At 73.5% G+C, this 16,638-nt stretch carries 14 protein-coding genes; 8 read left to right on the forward strand and 6 right to left on the reverse strand.

Annotation, left to right across the window (positions count from 1 at the left end):
- Positions 1–11: 11 nt before the first annotated feature.
- The 8 genes from ABZ234_RS04325 to ABZ234_RS04360 all read left to right on the forward strand — a co-directional run bounded on the left by ABZ234_RS04325 (position 12) and on the right by ABZ234_RS04360 (position 10,826).
- The gene (locus ABZ234_RS04325) at positions 12–1,595 is read left to right on the forward strand and encodes a hypothetical protein (protein ID WP_355011011.1); all 1,584 of its coding nucleotides are present in this window, start codon (positions 12–14) and stop codon (positions 1,593–1,595) included.
- Complete coding sequence (locus ABZ234_RS04330) at positions 1,596–3,065, forward strand: SCO6880 family protein (protein WP_355011012.1); 1,470 nt, start codon at positions 1,596–1,598, stop codon at positions 3,063–3,065.
- A 12-nt stretch (positions 3,066–3,077) separates the two neighbouring features.
- Positions 3,078–4,631, forward strand: coding sequence for a hypothetical protein (locus tag ABZ234_RS04335; protein WP_344184375.1), 1,554 nt, complete (start codon positions 3,078–3,080; stop codon positions 4,629–4,631).
- An 8-nt stretch (positions 4,632–4,639) separates the two neighbouring features.
- Positions 4,640–6,454, forward strand: a complete 1,815-nt coding sequence (locus ABZ234_RS04340) for a TraM recognition domain-containing protein (protein ID WP_344184374.1) — start codon at positions 4,640–4,642, stop codon at positions 6,452–6,454.
- Positions 6,455–6,510: 56 nt separating this feature from the next.
- Positions 6,511–7,164 carry a hypothetical protein gene (locus ABZ234_RS04345; protein WP_355011013.1) on the forward strand — a complete coding sequence of 218 codons (654 nt, stop codon included), beginning with the start codon at positions 6,511–6,513 and terminating at the stop codon, positions 7,162–7,164.
- A 68-nt stretch (positions 7,165–7,232) separates the two neighbouring features.
- Complete coding sequence (locus ABZ234_RS04350) at positions 7,233–8,603, forward strand: hypothetical protein (RefSeq protein WP_355011014.1); 1,371 nt, start codon at positions 7,233–7,235, stop codon at positions 8,601–8,603.
- 22 nt (positions 8,604–8,625) lie between these two features.
- Complete coding sequence (locus ABZ234_RS04355) at positions 8,626–10,242, forward strand: hypothetical protein (RefSeq protein WP_355011015.1); 1,617 nt, start codon at positions 8,626–8,628, stop codon at positions 10,240–10,242.
- 89 nt (positions 10,243–10,331) lie between these two features.
- Positions 10,332–10,826: a DUF4913 domain-containing protein gene (locus ABZ234_RS04360; RefSeq protein WP_344184370.1), complete on the forward strand. Its 495-nt coding sequence runs from the start codon at positions 10,332–10,334 to the stop codon at positions 10,824–10,826.
- Positions 10,827–10,963: 137 nt separating this feature from the next.
- Here ABZ234_RS04360 and ABZ234_RS04365 read toward each other — a convergent pair whose 3' ends face one another.
- From ABZ234_RS04365 to ABZ234_RS04390, 6 genes are all read right to left on the reverse strand, one after another.
- Complete coding sequence (locus tag ABZ234_RS04365) at positions 10,964–11,386, reverse strand: hypothetical protein (protein ID WP_355011016.1); 423 nt, start codon at positions 11,384–11,386, stop codon at positions 10,964–10,966.
- A gap of 9 nt (positions 11,387–11,395) precedes the next feature.
- Positions 11,396–12,241 (reverse strand): hypothetical protein, encoded by an 846-nt coding sequence (locus ABZ234_RS04370; protein ID WP_355011017.1) that lies wholly within the window; start codon positions 12,239–12,241, stop codon positions 11,396–11,398.
- Between the two features lie 15 nt (positions 12,242–12,256).
- Entirely contained in the window at positions 12,257–12,679 is a 423-nt protein-coding gene (locus ABZ234_RS04375) for a hypothetical protein (protein WP_355011018.1), read from the reverse strand.
- Positions 12,680–12,721: 42 nt separating this feature from the next.
- On the reverse strand, positions 12,722–13,294 hold the full coding sequence (locus ABZ234_RS04380; protein ID WP_352983149.1) for a hypothetical protein: 573 nt from the start codon (positions 13,292–13,294) through the stop codon (positions 12,722–12,724).
- A gap of 491 nt (positions 13,295–13,785) precedes the next feature.
- Positions 13,786–16,149 carry a protein kinase gene (locus ABZ234_RS04385; protein ID WP_355011019.1) on the reverse strand — a complete coding sequence of 788 codons (2,364 nt, stop codon included), beginning with the start codon at positions 16,147–16,149 and terminating at the stop codon, positions 13,786–13,788.
- A 265-nt stretch (positions 16,150–16,414) separates the two neighbouring features.
- Complete coding sequence (locus tag ABZ234_RS04390; protein WP_355011020.1) at positions 16,415–16,606, reverse strand: hypothetical protein; 192 nt, start codon at positions 16,604–16,606, stop codon at positions 16,415–16,417.
- Positions 16,607–16,638 lie beyond the last annotated feature (32 nt).

Consider the following 16,638-nt stretch of genomic DNA (forward strand, 5'->3'; position numbering starts at 1 on the left):
GGGGTGTTTGAATGGAGAACGAGGCAACGGCGAGCTGGATCACGGAAAGCCTTCAGGGCATCATCGAGCGGATGTTCGGTCTGCTCATCAGCAGCGGCAGCGGGGCGCCCCTCCAGCGGGAGTACGGCAGCAACCAGCTCGTCGTCGACCAGGGCGTGCTGCAGCTCCAGAACGTCTTCAACCCGCTGATCCTGTTCCTGGCCACGCTGGGCATCCTGCTCGCGGCCGTCCGCCTGCTCTGGACCCGTCGGCTCGACCCCATGATGGACCTGGTCCGGGGCCTGCTCACCGTCATCATCACCACGTTCGCCGGACTCTTCTTCGTCTACGTCCTGGCGGGCTTCAGCAGCGGCCTCACCCAGATGATCCTGGACACCGGGACGTATTCGGCGCCCTACGAGAACGGCAACGGGTCGCGGCAGGTCAGCTTCCTCGTCGCGGCGCAGGAGGTCTACCCGAGCATCATGCGGGTGGGCGTCGGCGACAACGACCTCGGCTTCGCGGAGGACTCCGCGCGCGAGGCCGTCACCTACCTGGTCAGCCTCGCGGTGATCCTCGGGCTCATCGCGCAGATGATCGTCCTGGCGATGCTCAAGTCGATCGTCTACCTGCTCGCCTGCCTCCTGCCCCTGGCCGCGGCGAGCTCCCTGGTCCCCGGGCTGAAGATCTTCCCGAAGGTTATCGGCTGGCTCTTCGCCTGCCTCCTGTACAAGCCGCTCCTGCTGCTCGTCTACCTGTCCGGCCTCGTCCTCATCGCGACCACGGACACCGATGCCGAGGGCGGCCTGTCCAGGTACCTCCTGGGGGCGGCGGTCATGCTCATGGCCACCGGCGCCCTCCCCGTCCTGATGAAGCTCATGAGCTCGGGCAGCGTCTGGATGATGGCCCTCGCGGCGGGCGGCATCAGCTCCATCGGCGGCGGGGGCAGTGGGGGCGGAGGAGGGAGCGGCAGCGGCGCCGACGCGTCTCCCTCGTCGGCGTCCGGCTCCCCTTCCGCGGGCAACGCCCCGTCCGCCGACGGCGGGGCCCAGGCCGCCGCCGCGGCCGGCGCCAACGAGCGCGCCGCCGGAGTGGCGCGCAACCTCGACGAGGGCGGCGCAGGACAGCCCGCCGGGGGCGGGTCCCCGGCGGTGGCGGCGAGCGCGGCCGGTACGGGCGCCGTCGACACCGGCACCCTGGGCACGCAGGGCGGGCTCGGCGCCGGTGCGGGCGGCCCCCTGGGCGGCGCGGGCGGCCTCTCGGGCGGCGCGGACGGGACCGCGAGCGTGGACGGCGCCATGGGCGGCCCCGAGGGCGGCGGCGCGCAGGACGGCGGCGCCGTGGCCGCCGCGGGCGCGACGGAGTCGGTCAGCTCCACGACCGTCAGCGGTTCGGAGCAGGGGTACAGCCAGACGGTGGCGTCGGGCGCGGGCGGTGACGGCGGCTCCGACCCCGGCGCGGTCGGGGACGCCCCCGCGGGCGCGGGGGCGGCCGACACCGGAGCCGTGTCGGGCGGCGCCCCGGGCGCCGGGTACCCGGGCGGCGCCGGAGCGGTGTCGCCGGAAGGCGCGTCCGGGGCGCAGTTCGCCGACGGAGCCGACGGAAGGATGGTCTAAGTGGTCCGCACGTACGGAGGGTGGCGCCGCCGCCGCAGCATCGGGCTGTTCGGGCTCGGCCTCACCGCGACGCTCGTCCTCCTCGGAGGCCTGATCGTCCTGATGCTGGCGGGCATGTTCGCGCCCGGCCTCGCCCTCTACCTCCTGCCCGTCATGGCGGTGGCCTTCGTGTTCGCCGCGGTGCCGGTCCAGGGGGAGTCGCTGCTGAGCTTCCTGCTCACCCGCCTGCGGTGGTGGTGGGCCAAGGTGCTCGGGCACACCCGCTACCGCGCGGGCGTCATGGTGGAGCACCCGCGGGCCTTCCAGCTGCCCGGCATCCTCGCCCCCGTCACCCTGCTCTCCTGCGAGGACGGCAGGGGAGGGCGGTTCGGCCTCGCCTGGAACCGGCGGCTGGGACACATGACCGCGACGGTCCTGGTCTCGTCCAACTCCGTGTGGCTCGCCGAGCCGGCCGACGTCGACACCTGGGTGGCGAGCTGGCACCAGTGGCTGGCCTCCCTCGGCTACATGCCGTGGGTCCAGTGGGTCACGGTCACCGTCGAGTCGCGCCCCGACCCCGGGAGCGCGCTGCGCACCAACGTCGAGGCGGACATCGACCCGAAGTCCCCGGCGGCGGCCCGCAAGATCATGCGCGACCTCGTGCTGAGCGCCCCCACGGTGAGCGCCCAGGTCGAGACCCGGATCAGCATCACCTACGACCCCCGCAAGTTCCCGGTGGCCCCCAAGGACCGCATGCAGGCGGCCGTGGAGATCAGCGGCTACCTCAACCAGATCGAGTCGAGCCTCGCCACCACGGGGGTGTCCGTGCTGGGGCGCGCGACGCCCGAGCAGCTCGTCGCCATGGTGCGCACCGCCTACGACCCGACGGCCCTCAACGACCTCAGCACCCTGCTCCACTCGACGCCCGAGGACATCGGGACGCTCGACTGGACGGACGCGACCCCCGTCGAGGCCGAGGCGCACCACGACCGCTACACCCACGACAGCGGCACCAGCGTCTCGTGGATCTGGCAGGAGGCGCCGAGGACCCACGTCACGAGCACGGTGCTCGCCGAGCTCCTCTCCCCGACCCGCTGGGCCAAGCGGACCACGCTGCTGTTCCGGCCCTGGCCGGCGGCCGCGGCGGCGCGTGCGCTGGAGAGTCAGAACTCGGCGGCCCAGTACAAGAGCGAGCTGTCCTGGCGGGTCCGCCACCGGGTGAGCGCGAGGGACAGCCAGGACCTCGCCTACGCCAGGCAGGCGGCCCAGGAGGAGACGCGCGGGGCCGGGCTGGTGCAGGTGAGCCTGTACACGACGGCCACCGTCGACGACGAGCAGAGGCTCAAACAGGCCGTCGCGCACACCGAGTCGGCGGCCGAGACCTCCCGGATCCGGCTGCGCAGGGCCTGGGGGAGCCAGGACGTCGCGTTCGCCACGACCCTGCCCCTCGGCGTGTGCCCGCCGTTCCTCGTCCAACGCGGTATGGGTTAGAAGGGGGCACCGATGGCGATCGTGGACCGGCAGAGCCGGCGCGAGGAGCGCCGCCAGCAGCGGGCGGAGCGCAAACGCCTCAAGCAGAGGCAGGAGCAGAAGGAGAGGGCGGAGCGGCCGGACCGGTCGGCGGAGAGGGACAGGGAGGTCATCGCCCCCCTGCTCGGCTGGCGGCACCGGGGCGGCGGCGCCTCGCCGAACATCCCCAACGCGGTCGAGTACCAGGCCACCACCGCCCAGGCGTGCGGACTGTTCCCGTTCGTCACCAGCAGCAAGCCGCCCTCGATCGGCACCCCGATCGGACGCGACCTGCTGTCGGGGGAGGTCGTCTGCCTCGACCCGATGGCCTGGCTGCGCGCGGGGCTGATCACCAACCCCGGGTGCTTCGTGCTGGGACAGCCGGGCACGGGCAAGTCCACGTTCGTCAAGCGCCTCGTCACCGGGGCGGTGGCCTTCGGGTCGCAGGCCATCATCCTCGGCGACACCAAGCCCGACTACACCGACCTGATCGGCCACCTCGGCGGGCAGGTCGTGCGGATCGGGCGCGGGCTGGACCGGATCAACCCGCTCGACGCGGGACCCCTGGGCGGGGTCATGGGCCGGCTCACCGAGGTGGAGCGGGAGAAGCTGCGCTGGGAGGTGCGCTCCCGCCGCATCTCCCTGCTGATGGCCCTGTGCACGCTGGTCCGCGAGGACAGGATCGCCAACGCCGAGGAGGTCGTCCTCGGCGCCGCGGTCGACCTCCTGGACGAGCGGCTGGCCGGGACGCGCCAGCCCAACGTCATCGACGTCCTCCAGGTCGTCGAGGAGGGACCCGAGTCCCTGCGGTCGTTCGCCCGCGCCGACACCAGGGACCAGTACGACAAGCGCGTCGACGACCTCGTCTTCACCCTGCGCCTGCTGTGCACAGGCTCCCTGGCCGGGGTCTTCGACGGCGAGACCACGAGCCCGCTCGACATGGAGGCGCCGGGGATCAGCGTCGACATCTCCCGCGTGGGGGCCGCCGGCGACAAGCTGCTGACCGCGGCGATGCTGTGCACGTGGAGCTACGGCTTCGGGATGGTCGACGCCGCGGCCGTGCTCGCCGAACACGGCCTCATCCGGCGCCGGTCCTACATCGGCGTGATGGACGAGCTGTGGCGGGCCCTGCGCGGGGCCCCCGGCCTGGTGGAGTTCGCCGACTCCCTCACCCGGCTCAACCGCTCCAAGGGCATGGCGTCCGTCATGGTGACGCACTCCCTCGGCGACCTGGAGGCGCTGGCCACCGAGGAGGACCGGGCCAAGGCCCGGGGCTTCGTGGACCGCTCCGCGATCACCGTCCTCGCCGGACTGCCGCCGCGCGAGCTGGCCTCCGTCAACCGGATCACCCCGATGACCGGCCCCGAGCAGGGGCTGGTGGCGTCCTGGTCCTCACCGGACTCCTGGCAGCCGGGCGCACGCCACCCCGGACGCGGCAAGTACCTGATCAAGACCGGCGCCGAGCGGCTCGGCATCCCGGTGCAGATGACGCTCACCCGTGACGAACTCACCCTGTACGACACGGACCAGGCCATCCGGAGGGAGTGAGGACGACCATGTCACGTGAACGCCCGAAGTACCAGGTGAAGGGCGGGGCCGCCGCCGCGGGGGCGCCGCCCCTGCTGGTGCTGATCGCCCTCTGGGGCACGGTGGGGCTCTTCTTCCTCTTCTGGCTGGCGGCGCGGATCGTCGCCTCCCTGACCGGCGGGACCGTCGGCGGGTTCGGCATGGCGTGGGTCGTCTCCCTGGTCGTCTGGGACACCGGCACGGTCTGGCCGGGGACGCCCACCCTCCCCGTCGTCCTGCTGTTCGGCGTCTTCGCCGCACTGTCGGCGGCGCTCCTCTGGTGGGTCCTCCACCGGGTCCGGAACGCCCTGTACGGGCAGCCGGACGCGATCGGCGCACTCAACAAGGACAACGAGACGGTCGCGGAGCTGGCCCGGCCCGAGGCCGCCGACAAGGCGGTGCGGCTGCGCAGGACATCGCTGGCCGGACGCAGGGGCAGGGGGCTCAAGGACGCGGACGTGGGCCTCACCATCGGCGACATGCGCGGCGACGGGAACCGGACGGGCGCCCGGCTCTTCGCGTCGTGGGAGGACACCGTCCTGGCCTTCATGGCCCCCCGCGCGGGCAAGACCACCGCGATGGCCATCCCCTACGTCCTGGACGCGCCCGGGCCGGCGCTGGCCACGAGCAACAAGGCCGACGTGTGGTCGGCCACCGCGCGGATCCGCGAGCACACGACCGGCGAGCGCGTGTGGCTGTTCGACCCCCAGCAGGTCACCCACCAGGGCCAGGAGTTCTGGTGGAACCCCCTCACCGACGTCCGCGGCGTCGAGGAGGCCTACCGCCTCGCCGGGCACTTCGTCCTCACCATCGACGACGACTCGAAGAAGGACATGTGGGGCCCCGCGGCCCGCGCGCTCCTCTCCCAGCTCATCCTCGCCGCCGCGCTCTCGGGCAGGTCGCTGTCCACGGTCGGGGAGTGGCTGCACGACACCAAGCTCCCGCAGCCGGTGGACGTCCTCTTCGAGCACGGCTTCACCGCCTACGCCGAGGCCCTGCGCGAGACCCAGAACATCGTCGCGGAGACCCGTGACGGCATCTACACCACGGCCCGCACGGCCGCGCGCTGCCTCGACGACCCCCGGATCATGGAGTGGGTGACCCCACCGGGGGACCGGCCGCTCCCCGAGTTCGAGCCGCGGTCGTTCGTCACCAGCAAGCAGACCCTCCACCTGCTCAGCAAGTCACGCGCCGCCTCCGCGCCGCTCATCGCGGCCCTGACCGACGCGATCTTCCTGGCGGGGGAGGAGGCCTCCGAGGCGCAGGGCGGGCGGCTCGACCCGCCCCTGGTGGCCGTCCTGGACGAGGCCGCGAACATCTGCAAGATCGCGGACCTCCCCGACATGTACTCCCACCTGGGGTCCCGCGGCATCGTCCCGGTCACCATCCTCCAGAGCTACCGGCAGGGCGTGCGCGTCTGGACCGAGAACGGCATGGAGGCGATGTGGTCCGCGGCGACGGTGAAGGTGTTCGGCGCCGGGCTGGACGACCACAAGATCGTGGACGCCCTCTCCAAGCTGATCGGCCAGCACGACGTCTCCACCACGTCGTTCAGCTACGGGGAGGGCAAGGGCAACCACTCCGTGCAGCTCCGCAGGCAGGAGATCATGCAGGGGTCCGACATCCGCCAGATCGACAAGGGCGAGTGCCTGCTCTTCGCCACGGCCGCCCGGCCCACGATCCTGCGCATGCGGCCCTGGTACAGGACCGACAGGGCCAGGCTGGTCACCGCGGCGATCAAGGACGCCGAGGAGCTGATCACCGCCGGGGCCCGTGCGAGGTACGACGCACCCCGGGGCGCGTGAAAAGGCGTCGGCGACCGACGCGCCCGACCCGATCGGCGAGGACGAGGAGAAGGACCATGGCGCAGACCAGTCGCAGGACCAGGGTGCTGAACACGCTGTTGCCGCACTCCCTCACCCCCCTCCAGCGGGACATCGCGAACCGGCTGGACGAGATCGACGCCCACCGGGAGAAGGCGAAGCAGCGGTGCGCCGAGGTCTGCGCCGCCGCCGTGGAGTACCAGAAGGCCGTGGGGCCGAGCGGCGGGGCCGCCGCGGGGGCTGCCCGGGACCTGAGCGGCCGGGTGATCGCGGAGGTCGAGAAGGCGCACACCTACTTCTCGCTCGACCTCTCCAGGAACCGGAACAGGATCACCGACCTCGAACTCGGGTGGAGGACCGGTCGTCGGGGAGCCGCGGCCGACCTCCACTCCGCTCTCCGGACGGACAGGGACCGGGGGGAGAGGGCGCTCACGGGGTTCCTCACCCTCCTCGACCAGAAGGAGGGGCTCGTGCGCCCGGCCCCCGCCCGGGAGAAGGGGGACCCCCTCGTGCCCCCTGGCGCGTCCGCCCCGGGAGCCCGCGCGGCGGACGCCTCCGCGCCGCTTCCCCGGACCGAGCTGCACGACCGCTCCGGGAGGGCGCCCCGGGCCGCCGCCGACAGGACCGCCGTCCGGCCCGCGGCACGACGGCGGGGCCCGACGGAACGGCGCGGGAGGGGGACGGGTGCCTGAGCGCACACCCTCCGCCGCGCGCACCGTGACCCGCGACCCAGCAGCACCGACCGGCAAGGAGCGGGACCATGGCCTCCCCGACAGCCACCGCTGAACCGCCCCCTCCCCGGGTGGGGAACGAGCCCGCCGCCAGGCAGCACACCGCCCACGACCGGCGGAACATGTCGGCCGGTCCGCCGGACGCGCCCCAGAGCGCGAGCGGGGCCGGCGACGTGGCGTCGGAGACCCAGGCCGCGCTCTCCTCCGTCACGAGGTTCGCCGCGTGGGTCCTGGACTACCTGGTGCGGATCTTCCAGGCGCTCCTCCAGGCGGTGCTGGGCCTCGCGATGGCGGTGCTCCGCCCGGTGGCGGGGCTCGCCGCGGCCTTCGTCCGGTGGCGCGTCCGGAAGGGCCGCATCCCGATCCGCACGCGGGTCGCGGCGCGCAGGGCGAGGGCCGTGCTCGCCAGGATCAGCGCGGGCCGGGCCCTGGAGGGCGCCCGGCGGCGGGCGGAGGCGTACGTGGCGAACGCGAGGGCCCGGGGCGAGGGCATGGTGCAAGCCGCGGAGCAGGCACGCGACCGGACGGTCGACCGGGCCGGGGCACGGGCCGCGGCGGAGCTGGGGGCCGCCCGGGACAGGAGGAACGCGCGGATCACCGGCGCCCGCCAACGGGTCGACCGCGTGACTGCGCGTGTCAGGGCGTCCGCGGACGCCGACGTCGAGCGGGCGAAGGGGCGGCGGCGGGAGCTGGTCGACGCCGCGTCCGGAAGGGGCGCCGTCGCCGAGAGGGACGCCGGGCGCCGGGGGGACGCGCTCGTCCGGGCGGCGGAGGACCGGCGCACGAGCCGGACGGCCAGGGCCGCGGCACAGGGCAACCGGGTGATCGCCGCTGCGGTGAGGGCCGGCGACGCGGACGTCCGCAGGACGGACGCGGCCGGAGCGGCACGGGTGGCGGACGCCCGGCGGCAGGGCGACGCCCTGGTGCGGACGGCCGAGCAGAGGCGTGACGGGCTGGTGAGCAGGGCCGAGGACCGGGGACGCCGCGCCGTCGACGCGGCGCAGGCCGCCCACGACACCTACGTCGGGCAGGTCGACGAACGTGTGAACGATCTCAAGGGCCACGCCAGGAGGGGGACCCCGAAGGACGACGCCAAGCAGCTCCTCCGCTGGAACGGGGCCAAGGCGACCGTCCAGCGGCGCCGGTTCAACGAGCGCATGGCCGCGGCCGACCCCGCGAGCCGGAACCTGCCGAACGCCTCCGCGAACAGCGCCCGCAACGCGTCGGCGCCTCCCGCCCCCTCCTCCGCCGCGTCTCCCGCCGGTGGACGGAACGCCAGGGCCGCTCTGAGGACCCGTGCTCTCCGGAGCGCGAGCGCCGGGCAGGCCCGCCCCGCCGCCGCGCCCCGCCACGTCCGGAGAGGGCTCAGGACCGGGCGGAACGGCAGGGCGACCCCGTGACCGGACCCGACAGGAGGACCGTATGAGCCCGAAGCGGCCGAAGGGCCAGATCAGCGGGAAGAAGGCCGACGAGCTGCGCCGCAACCGCGCGCGGCTCGCCGAACTCCTCGCGTCCTCGGGCGCGGGGTCCGGAGGCGGCGGTGACGCGGACATCCGCGAGGCCCTGTTCCTCGCCGCGATCGGCTCCTCCGTCGGCCCCGGCGGGATCAGCAACTCGGGGGCCCTCGCCAGGGGCTCCCTGTACCACTTCCTGAGGAAGCGGAGCAGGCAGAGCAGGGGGGAGCAGTTCTTCGCGGAGGAGCACGTCGGGTACTCGCCCGGGGTCGCGATGGGCGGTCTCGGCCTCATCCGCCGGGCCGACGCGCGCCTGGTCGCCGACGTCCTGGGCGCCGACGTCCAGCGGGTCCGCGAGGTCCAGCGGAACACGGTGCTCCAGGACGTGGACGCGGTGCTGCGAGCCGACTACCGCACCGGGCGGATCGAGCAGGCCCTGCGGGCCGGCATGCGGGGCCAGGGGCCGGACCCGGACACGCCTCCGGAGCACCTGTGGCGGCGCGGGCTCGACGAGACCCTGGACACGGGCAGGATGAACCCCCGTGAGCTCGCGCTGCACTGGCTGAGCGCGGCGAACTCCAACGAGCCCGGGGCGCGGGAGGCGCAGGAGAGGTTCTTCGCCGAGCTGGCCGGGAAGCACCCGCAGCTCGCGGAGTCCGTGGAACGGCACATGCTGCGGGACCCGAACCACACGGGCAGCGCCGCGTCCTCCCGGATCGACGCCAACTCCGTCATGGCGGGCGCCTCGCCGCAGGCCGACGGGCGTCCGCTGGAGACCATGGAGGAGTACTGGGCCAAGGCGGTCCCCTGGTTCAAGGACAGCCGGGCCGACCTGAACAAGCTCCGCGACGACGCCGAGTCGCTGTCCGCGGCCGTCCTCGACGGCAGGGTCCCGGTCACCGTCCTGGCCGACGTGCGCGCCGGCGCGGCCGCCAACAAGAGCCTCCCCGGGTTCGGCGAGGACCACGACAGGAACCTGGAGAAGGCGCGGGCACGCGTGTCCGGGGGCGCGGCGGACGCCTTCCCGCAGGGGGACGCCCTGCTCGACACGCTCGACCGGGCCCGCGGCTACCCGGTGAACAGCCTGCCGGACCGGGCCGGTTCCGTCGCCGCGGGCAACGCGGTCAAGGCGGACCTGCGCGCGCACGACGCCACCAGGGCCCTGGGCCCGGCCCTGGTCCTGGGGGACTCCCGGCTCCCCGTGACCAGTGCTCAGCTGGGCCGGGCGCGGGACGAGAACGGGGGCGCCGTCCTCCGTCCGGACGGGGTACGCGGCCTCGGGGCGCGGGACGGGGAGGGGATCGCGCCGGGCCGCGGTCCCGGGGCACGCGGCTCCGAGGCCCGTGCGGCCGAGCAGGGTGAGCGCCGGGAGAAGCGGACCGAGCTCGCCCGGACCCGCGCGCAGGCCGCGCTCTACAGGCGGGGCGAGGCGGCCCGTGCCGCCGCCGGCGACTCGCCGCGCGGGCTCCCCGCGCAACGCGCCCAGCGGGAACGCGCGGTCGGGAGACTGACCGCCGTGCACGAGGGGCAGCGCAGGCGCCGCTCCACCACCACCGCGCACACCCGGACCTCCCGCGCGCGGTGACCCGTGGAGCGGCCCGACCGCCCCTGCGACCCCGGACGGCCCCACGGGCCCCGACACGACCACGAACGCGAAGAAGGACGACGCCGACCATGAGCACCGAACCCCACGACCACGCAGCGGACCTCCTGGAGGAGGAGCCCCGGGAGACCCCGTCCGCCGGCGGGGGCCTCACCGCCGAGGCCCCGGACGTCACCTCGGCCGTCGCCGGGGTCGACGGCGGCGAGGGGGACGACGGAGAGCCCGCGCCGGAACCGGTGTTCAAGAACGTCGAGGAGTTCGTGCGGCTGCGCTTCCTCCCGGTCTACGTCCGACCCGAGGGCGGCCAGTTCCGCTGGTGCAAGGAGTGGTGGCGGCACGCCGAGGCGGTGTCGCGCTTCCAGGCGCTGTGGCACGCCTGGGAGGTGCTGCGATGGGAGGCGGGCACCGGGATGGCGGTCTGGTACCGGGACCACCTCGACTTCCAGATGGGCATCCTCCTCGGGGACAACGGGCCGTTCCGCGAGTGCACCTCGCGCCGCCACCAGGACCCGCGTCCCCTCCCCGCCGACCCGTCCCCCGAGGGCTGGTTCGAGGACGAGTGGTGACCGCCGCCCGAGCACGGTGACGGACCGGGAAGGGGACCCGTCCACACCTGCGGCGGGTCCCCTCCGTCCTGTCGGCGCCCTCTCCGGGCGGCCCCGGACGCCTGCCGGCCTGTGCGCACACGCCGGGTACGACTCCGTCAGAGGGCCATGGAGACCCCGAGGACCGGGCTGACCACCATCAGTGCCGCCCCGGCCACGACGAGGACGATGTCGGCCACCCGCGCGAAGGACCTCAACCGCTCCTTGCGCGGAAGCTCCCCCCGGACGGCCTCGGCCGCGCGTTCGGCCTCGGCGCGGACGGAGGAGAACGCCGCGTCGATCCGCTTCCGCTCCTCGGCGGCCGACTCCCCTCCCGGGCCCGGGCGCCGCTCCTCCCACGCGTCCAACAGGGCGTCCACGCGTTCCAGCCCGGCCAGTTCCGTACGGGCCCGCTCGTGCTCCGCGGCGAGAGCGGTGTTCATGCGCGGTGCGTCGAGCTGGTGCTCCATGACCCTGCGCAGGGACGTCGAGAAGACGAACGCCCCGGCGAAGAAGCAGAGAACGAGAACCATCGTTGTCACCCAACCTGTCTAGGAACCCGTGGCCCGGCCGGGCGAGGGGGGCTGCGGGCGGTTGCCGGACGCGGGCGCGGTACGGGGCGCGGGAGCCTGGCCCGACCTGTTCTGGAGCGCGGTGGAGATGCCCCGCCCGGGACCGAGCTCGGCCAGGAAGAGGGGAGGCAGGGCGCTCGTGCTGTCGGGGTTCGCGAAACCGTGCTCCGTCCTGGCCTTGGCGACCTTGCCGGGGCGGATCTCCAGGCCTTCCCGCAGGGCGTCCTCGACGAAGGAGTTGAGGTGGTTCCCCTCCTTGACGAGCCTTTCGAGCGTGGCCAGTTCCACGCCGGAGAGGGGGTTGTCCGGTTTCACCTCGTACTGTTCCACCACGAGCCCTGAGGCGGCTTTCTTCCGCAGTTCCCGGGTGGCCTCGGTGGTGTCCTCCCCCGCGGCGGCCAGCGCGGCGCGCTCGCCGATGGCTGTGGCGATCAGCCCGCGGTCCGCGTCGGCCGCGGTCCCCTTGTCGGTGAGGACGAAACCGATGGTGAGGGCCCCCGCTTTCTCCATGAGTTCGGCCAGGGGAAGGAATTCGTCCCGCTTGCGTGACGCCTCGTTCGCATGGAGGTTGGCGCTGTTGACATTGATGGCCTGGTTGTCGAGGATTTCGACCCGTTTATCGCGCTGGATCTCGGGTTCCCGCTGCAGGTCATCGATTTCTGCCAGCTTCTTCGTCTTGTCCGACGCGCTCATCTTGGCCTTGAGGTGGTTGCCCCTCTGTTTGACCCTCGCACTCTTGATGGCGTCTCTGATCTGTGTCGAGATTCCCCACATGAGTCCGCTGAAAGCGGCCGTGAGGATGGAGGCGACCAGAATGGGTACCATGCGTGTTCCTCGCTGCTACCAGTTGAATACGGCGGACAGGGCGATAAGGAGCACCAGGGCGGGCCGTGTCAGCACGCCGGCCTGGAAGCCGGGCCGCGAGGGGGCCGGACGGTCCCTGACGAGCGCGGCCCGGGCCCTGGCCTCCGTGAGCCGTGCGTCCTGTTCCCCCGGCGCGGTCGGCCGGTCTCCTGGCGCGCTCCCGGGAACGGGCCCGTCACCGGGGGGTTCGCCGTCCCCGGCGAAGAGGCGGTGGAACCTCTCGCGGAGGAGGGACCGGTACTCCAGCAGAGTCCTCCGGTCGTCGGATGAATCCGGCTCCGACGGGGTGCGGTCGGACAGGTACACCCCGGCCGCGGTCAGGAAGAGGTGGATCAGGCCTTGGGCGATCAGGATGAGAACCGCGACGCCGGCGACGGCCAGCACCCGCTCATCGATCATGGTAAGAACCTTTTCTTCGGAATTGCGGTGGTCACGACATTCCTAGAGGGAGGGGCCGGTGCTCCTGTTCGGGGGGCGGTTTCTCCGTTCGCTGCGCACGACGACCAAACCGGACGGACGGGCCCTCGCCTGTCCGGCCGACGGTGTCGCGGCGCCTTCCGGGGTGCTCGTGGACTCCTTGTCGCCGTCCACCCCCAGGGCCTTCAGGGCCAGGCGCGAGTCCTTGAGCAGTCCGTCATACCTTTTCGAGGTCCCGTCGAGAAAGGTGGCGAGGCTCTTGGCCCTGTCGCCGTGGACCCCCATCTGGCGGGTCTCCTCCTGGGTCGGACGCAGGCTGTCACGGAGGTCGGCGATCCGGATGTCGAGCGCGTTCAGTTCCTCCCTGGACGCGATGTTCAGATCGCCGATCTTCTCCTTCGTCGACGGGAAGTTCTGATTCTCCTCGCCCGGAAGAGGTCCGCTCTGGAGCAGTCGTTCGCTCTTCGTGTTGTTGATGTTCAGGCGTGCTCGAATGGAATAGCTGAGCATGAGGCCCATCCCCGCGATGATCGTGTAGGACCAGAGCATGAGTTGCAGAGGAATCGGGAGGAGGCTCATGAAAGATCCGGTGGGCACGAAAGGATCTCCGCTCTTTATCCTTGGTCTGGGCTTCTGTGGCTCACGGGGTCCAAGCGTAGGGTTTCCCAGGTGGGCTCGTTGTGTGACTTGCATCACAGTTAGTTGAATTCAGAAATTCCGGGGCCGGGAGGTCGGCGGCGGGTGCGGTAGGTGCCGTCCCGTGTGCGGAACGTCGGCGGGGGAGAGCGGTCCCCGCCGACTCGCCGTTCCGTGCCACGGGCGCCGGGATTTCGCGCCGGAAGCAGGAGCGGAATGCTTCTGTTTCTGCGGCCGACAGGCGAGGAAGGGGAGCGGCGACTCCGTTGAATATGAACGGATAAGTTTTCGTCTCACCTATGGACAATGGTGTCGACGCCCCGTGTCCGGCCGTCCCGGTCCGTCCGCCGCCGCGTCCGGCGGTCCCGGCGGCGCGCGGCCGGGCCGGGGCCTGAGTGGTGGCCCGGTCCCCACGGAGCGGACCGCCTCCGTCGGCAGAACCGGGGGAGGGGTCAGCCGCCCGCCGCGCCCCGGTCGGTGCAGACCTCCTCCGAGGGAGCCATGACGTCCGTGGACCGGACGGCGACGACCCGGAAGCAGTACTCGACCTCGGGGTTGAGGCCGCTGACATCGACGGTGGAGGCCCCGGCCGGGACGTTCGCCATCGACGTGGTGCGGGCCCCGACAGGACCGCCGACCACGAAGTGCGGGGCGGAGCCGCCGGTGTTGTCCGTCCAGGACAGCGAGACGCCCACGAGGTCGTCGGCGACCTCCACCCCCGTCGGGGCGATGGCCGACGGGTCCGCCTCCTCCGCGGGCCCGCCCCCTCCCGCGGCGCCCCCGGGAACCTCCGGAGCGGCCCCTCCGCCCCCGGCCGGAGCAGGCGCCTCCGCGGAGGGGGCGCCGGAGTCCCGGCCGGTGATCAGGAGCGCGCCGACGGCCACGACCGTGACCAGGACGAGGCCGATCAGGACGGGGAGGAGCACCGCCGTGCGGTGGCGCTCCGGCTGAGGGGCCGGGGCCCACGCCGTGGCGTTCGCGGGCGCGTGCCGCTCGTCGGTCCAGGAGGAGCCGGCGTCGGCGGTCCGGGGCGCGCCCGGGGCGCTCCACGCGTGGGCCGGCGGTGCGGACCGGTTGGTCAGCGGCTCCGCCCCGCGTGTGATGGCCTCGAAGGAGAAGGGGGAGGGAGCGGGGGCGGTCCTCTCCGCCGACGGCGGACGGCTGCCCGGGAGCGGGCCCCCGGCGGCCTCCCCGACGCGTCCGGGGCCGAGGACCGGGGTGGGAGCGGAAAGGGGGGACGAGTCGAGGGGGACGGATGCCGGACCCCCGGTCCCCGCGTCCGAGGACGGCTCGTCGCGGTCGGGAACCGGTGGAGAGGAGGTGCGGGGCGGGGACCCGGTCGTGGAGGACGCGACCGGCGCCGGGGGGCCGGTCGGGGCCGCCTCGTGCACCTCGGGACCGTCCGGGAGCCCGTCGCCCGGGTCGGCCGCCGCAACCGGCTCGCCGGTCTCCGCCGGTCCGGCCGCCGGGTCCGGGGCCGCCCCGTGCGTCCCGGAGGGGCTGTCCGCCGCGAGGGGCGCGCCCGCCTCGGGTCCGCTGTCCGCCGACGACGGTTCCCCGGCGTCGTCCGGGGCCTCGCCGTCCCCGTGTTCGCCCAGGACGTCGTCGACCTCGTACCAGGCGCCGTCCTCGTCATCGTCGTCGTACCAGGCGCCGTCGGTGTACCCGTCGTCGTCCGGGCCGTGGCCGGTGTCCTCGTCGGGTTCGACGGTCTCCTCGGTGAAGACCTCCGACCCGTTCGCCGTCCCTTCCGCACCGGACTCCGGTTCGGTCGTCCCGGTCGCGGTCTCCGGTTCGGCCTCTTCCGCCCCGGGGTCGTCCGAGGCCGGGTCCGCGCTCGTCCCGGTGCCCGCCTCCGCGGGAAGAGCTGCCGCCGCGAGGGGCACGGGCGCGACCGTTGCCTCGGACTCGGCCGCCGACGCCTCGGGCCCGTCGTCCGCGGACCCCGCAGCGGCGGCGGTCCGGTCCAGGTCCGTGTCAGGAACGTCCTGTGCGGCCGGCCCCGGCTCCAGGGCCCGGCCGAACTCCGCGGCGGTCGGCGTCCGCCGCCCGGGTTCGGTGGCCAGCGCCCGGAGGAGGACGGCGCGCAGCCGGTCCGGGACGTCCCCGCGGTCCATCTCAGGCGGCGTGCCCGACAGCAGCCGGGAGCGGTACTCCCGCGGGCCGGCCTCCTCCTGCCCCGGACCGGCGAACGGGGCGTGCCCGGCCAGGAGGGTCCAGAGGGTCGAGGCCAGCCGGTACACGTCCGACGCGGGGGTGGGGCGGGAACCGGCGACCTCCTCGGGAGGGGCGTGGTCCAGGGTCGCCCGCGTGTAGTACACGGGCGGGAACGGGTGGTCCAGGGGCAGGGTCGAGCCGAAGTCCGTCAGGGTCGGCCCGGACGCCCCGCGGAGGATGTTGGCCGGGGTCACCGCGTGGTGGAGCAGGCCGAGCTCGTGCATGCCCTCCAGAGCCCGCGCCACGGTCCGGCCGACGGTGAGGACCTCGTCCACCGCGAGCGGCCCGTCCTCGGCCAGGGCGCGGGAGTAGTCGCCCTCACCGCGGTACTCCGTCACGGCGAACGCGCGGCCCGCGCCGGTGACCCCCGAGGACAGGAGCGGCTGGACACCGGGCACGGGGGTGAGCCGGTCCCAGAGACCGGCCTCGTCGGGCCCGGCCGTGCCGGGACCCCGCCCCAGCAGCTTGACCACGACCGGGGCGCGGTCGGACTCGCGTTCGGCGCGGTAGAGGAGTGCGCTCCTGCCGCAGTACAGCGTCGTCAGGTCGCGCATGCCCGGGAACGGCGGCGGCGGTTCGCGGCGGCTGGTCCTTCTCATGGCGTCCCTCCTGGTGGAGCCCGTGCCCTCCGGTCTCCTCCCCCGGCGTCATGGGGACCTGGGGAGGGGTGGCACGGCGGAACACCACCGGCCCATCCGACGGGAGCAGGGGGAGGGGGCGGAACGGGGGCGAGGACGCGCCCTGTGAGCCCCGGTGGTGCGTGGGTGAGCCTAGTGCACGGCCTGTTCACCCGGAAGCGAGCGTACGCGGGCCGGGACGGGGCGTTTCCCCACCGGGCCCGCGCCGTTCAGGCTCGCCGGGCGTTTATGCGCTCTTTCCCTTCTTGCGGGACAGCCTGCCGGGCTTCTGGCTCCTGCTCGCCCTCACCCCGCTGCTGCCCAGGTCGCTCTGGCCGACGGACTTCACGGAGCGTTTGAGGTGCGCGGCCAGGGAGGTGGGCGCGTTCTGCTCCTGGATTTTCTTCAGCTCGTCCTTGATCTCTTTGCGTGTGGCCATGCCGGGTTTCTCCTGTTGCGAAGTCGTCGATG

The organism is Nocardiopsis sp. NPDC006198 (assembly GCF_040613895.1).
In the GTDB taxonomy this organism is placed as follows: Bacteria; Actinomycetota; Actinomycetes; order Streptosporangiales; family Streptosporangiaceae; genus Nocardiopsis; species Nocardiopsis tropica.

Excerpts from the sequence above, each read along its gene's own strand:
- ABZ234_RS04325 (WP_355011011.1), top strand. The coding sequence starts at position 12 with ATGGAGAACGAGGCAACGGCGAGCTGGATCACGGAAAGCCTTCAGGGC.
- ABZ234_RS04335 (WP_344184375.1), top strand. The coding sequence starts at position 3,078 with ATGGCGATCGTGGACCGGCAGAGCCGGCGCGAGGAGCGCCGCCAGCAG.
- ABZ234_RS04340 (WP_344184374.1), top strand. The coding sequence starts at position 4,640 with ATGTCACGTGAACGCCCGAAGTACCAGGTGAAGGGCGGGGCCGCCGCC.
- ABZ234_RS04345 (WP_355011013.1), top strand. The coding sequence starts at position 6,511 with ATGGCGCAGACCAGTCGCAGGACCAGGGTGCTGAACACGCTGTTGCCG.
- ABZ234_RS04350 (WP_355011014.1), top strand. The coding sequence starts at position 7,233 with ATGGCCTCCCCGACAGCCACCGCTGAACCGCCCCCTCCCCGGGTGGGG.
- ABZ234_RS04355 (WP_355011015.1), top strand. The coding sequence starts at position 8,626 with ATGAGCCCGAAGCGGCCGAAGGGCCAGATCAGCGGGAAGAAGGCCGAC.
- ABZ234_RS04360 (WP_344184370.1), top strand. The coding sequence starts at position 10,332 with ATGAGCACCGAACCCCACGACCACGCAGCGGACCTCCTGGAGGAGGAG.
- ABZ234_RS04370 (WP_355011017.1), bottom strand. The coding sequence starts at position 12,241 with ATGGTACCCATTCTGGTCGCCTCCATCCTCACGGCCGCTTTCAGCGGA.
- ABZ234_RS04375 (WP_355011018.1), bottom strand. The coding sequence starts at position 12,679 with ATGATCGATGAGCGGGTGCTGGCCGTCGCCGGCGTCGCGGTTCTCATC.
- ABZ234_RS04385 (WP_355011019.1), bottom strand. The coding sequence starts at position 16,149 with ATGAGAAGGACCAGCCGCCGCGAACCGCCGCCGCCGTTCCCGGGCATG.
- ABZ234_RS04390 (WP_355011020.1), bottom strand. The coding sequence starts at position 16,606 with ATGGCCACACGCAAAGAGATCAAGGACGAGCTGAAGAAAATCCAGGAG.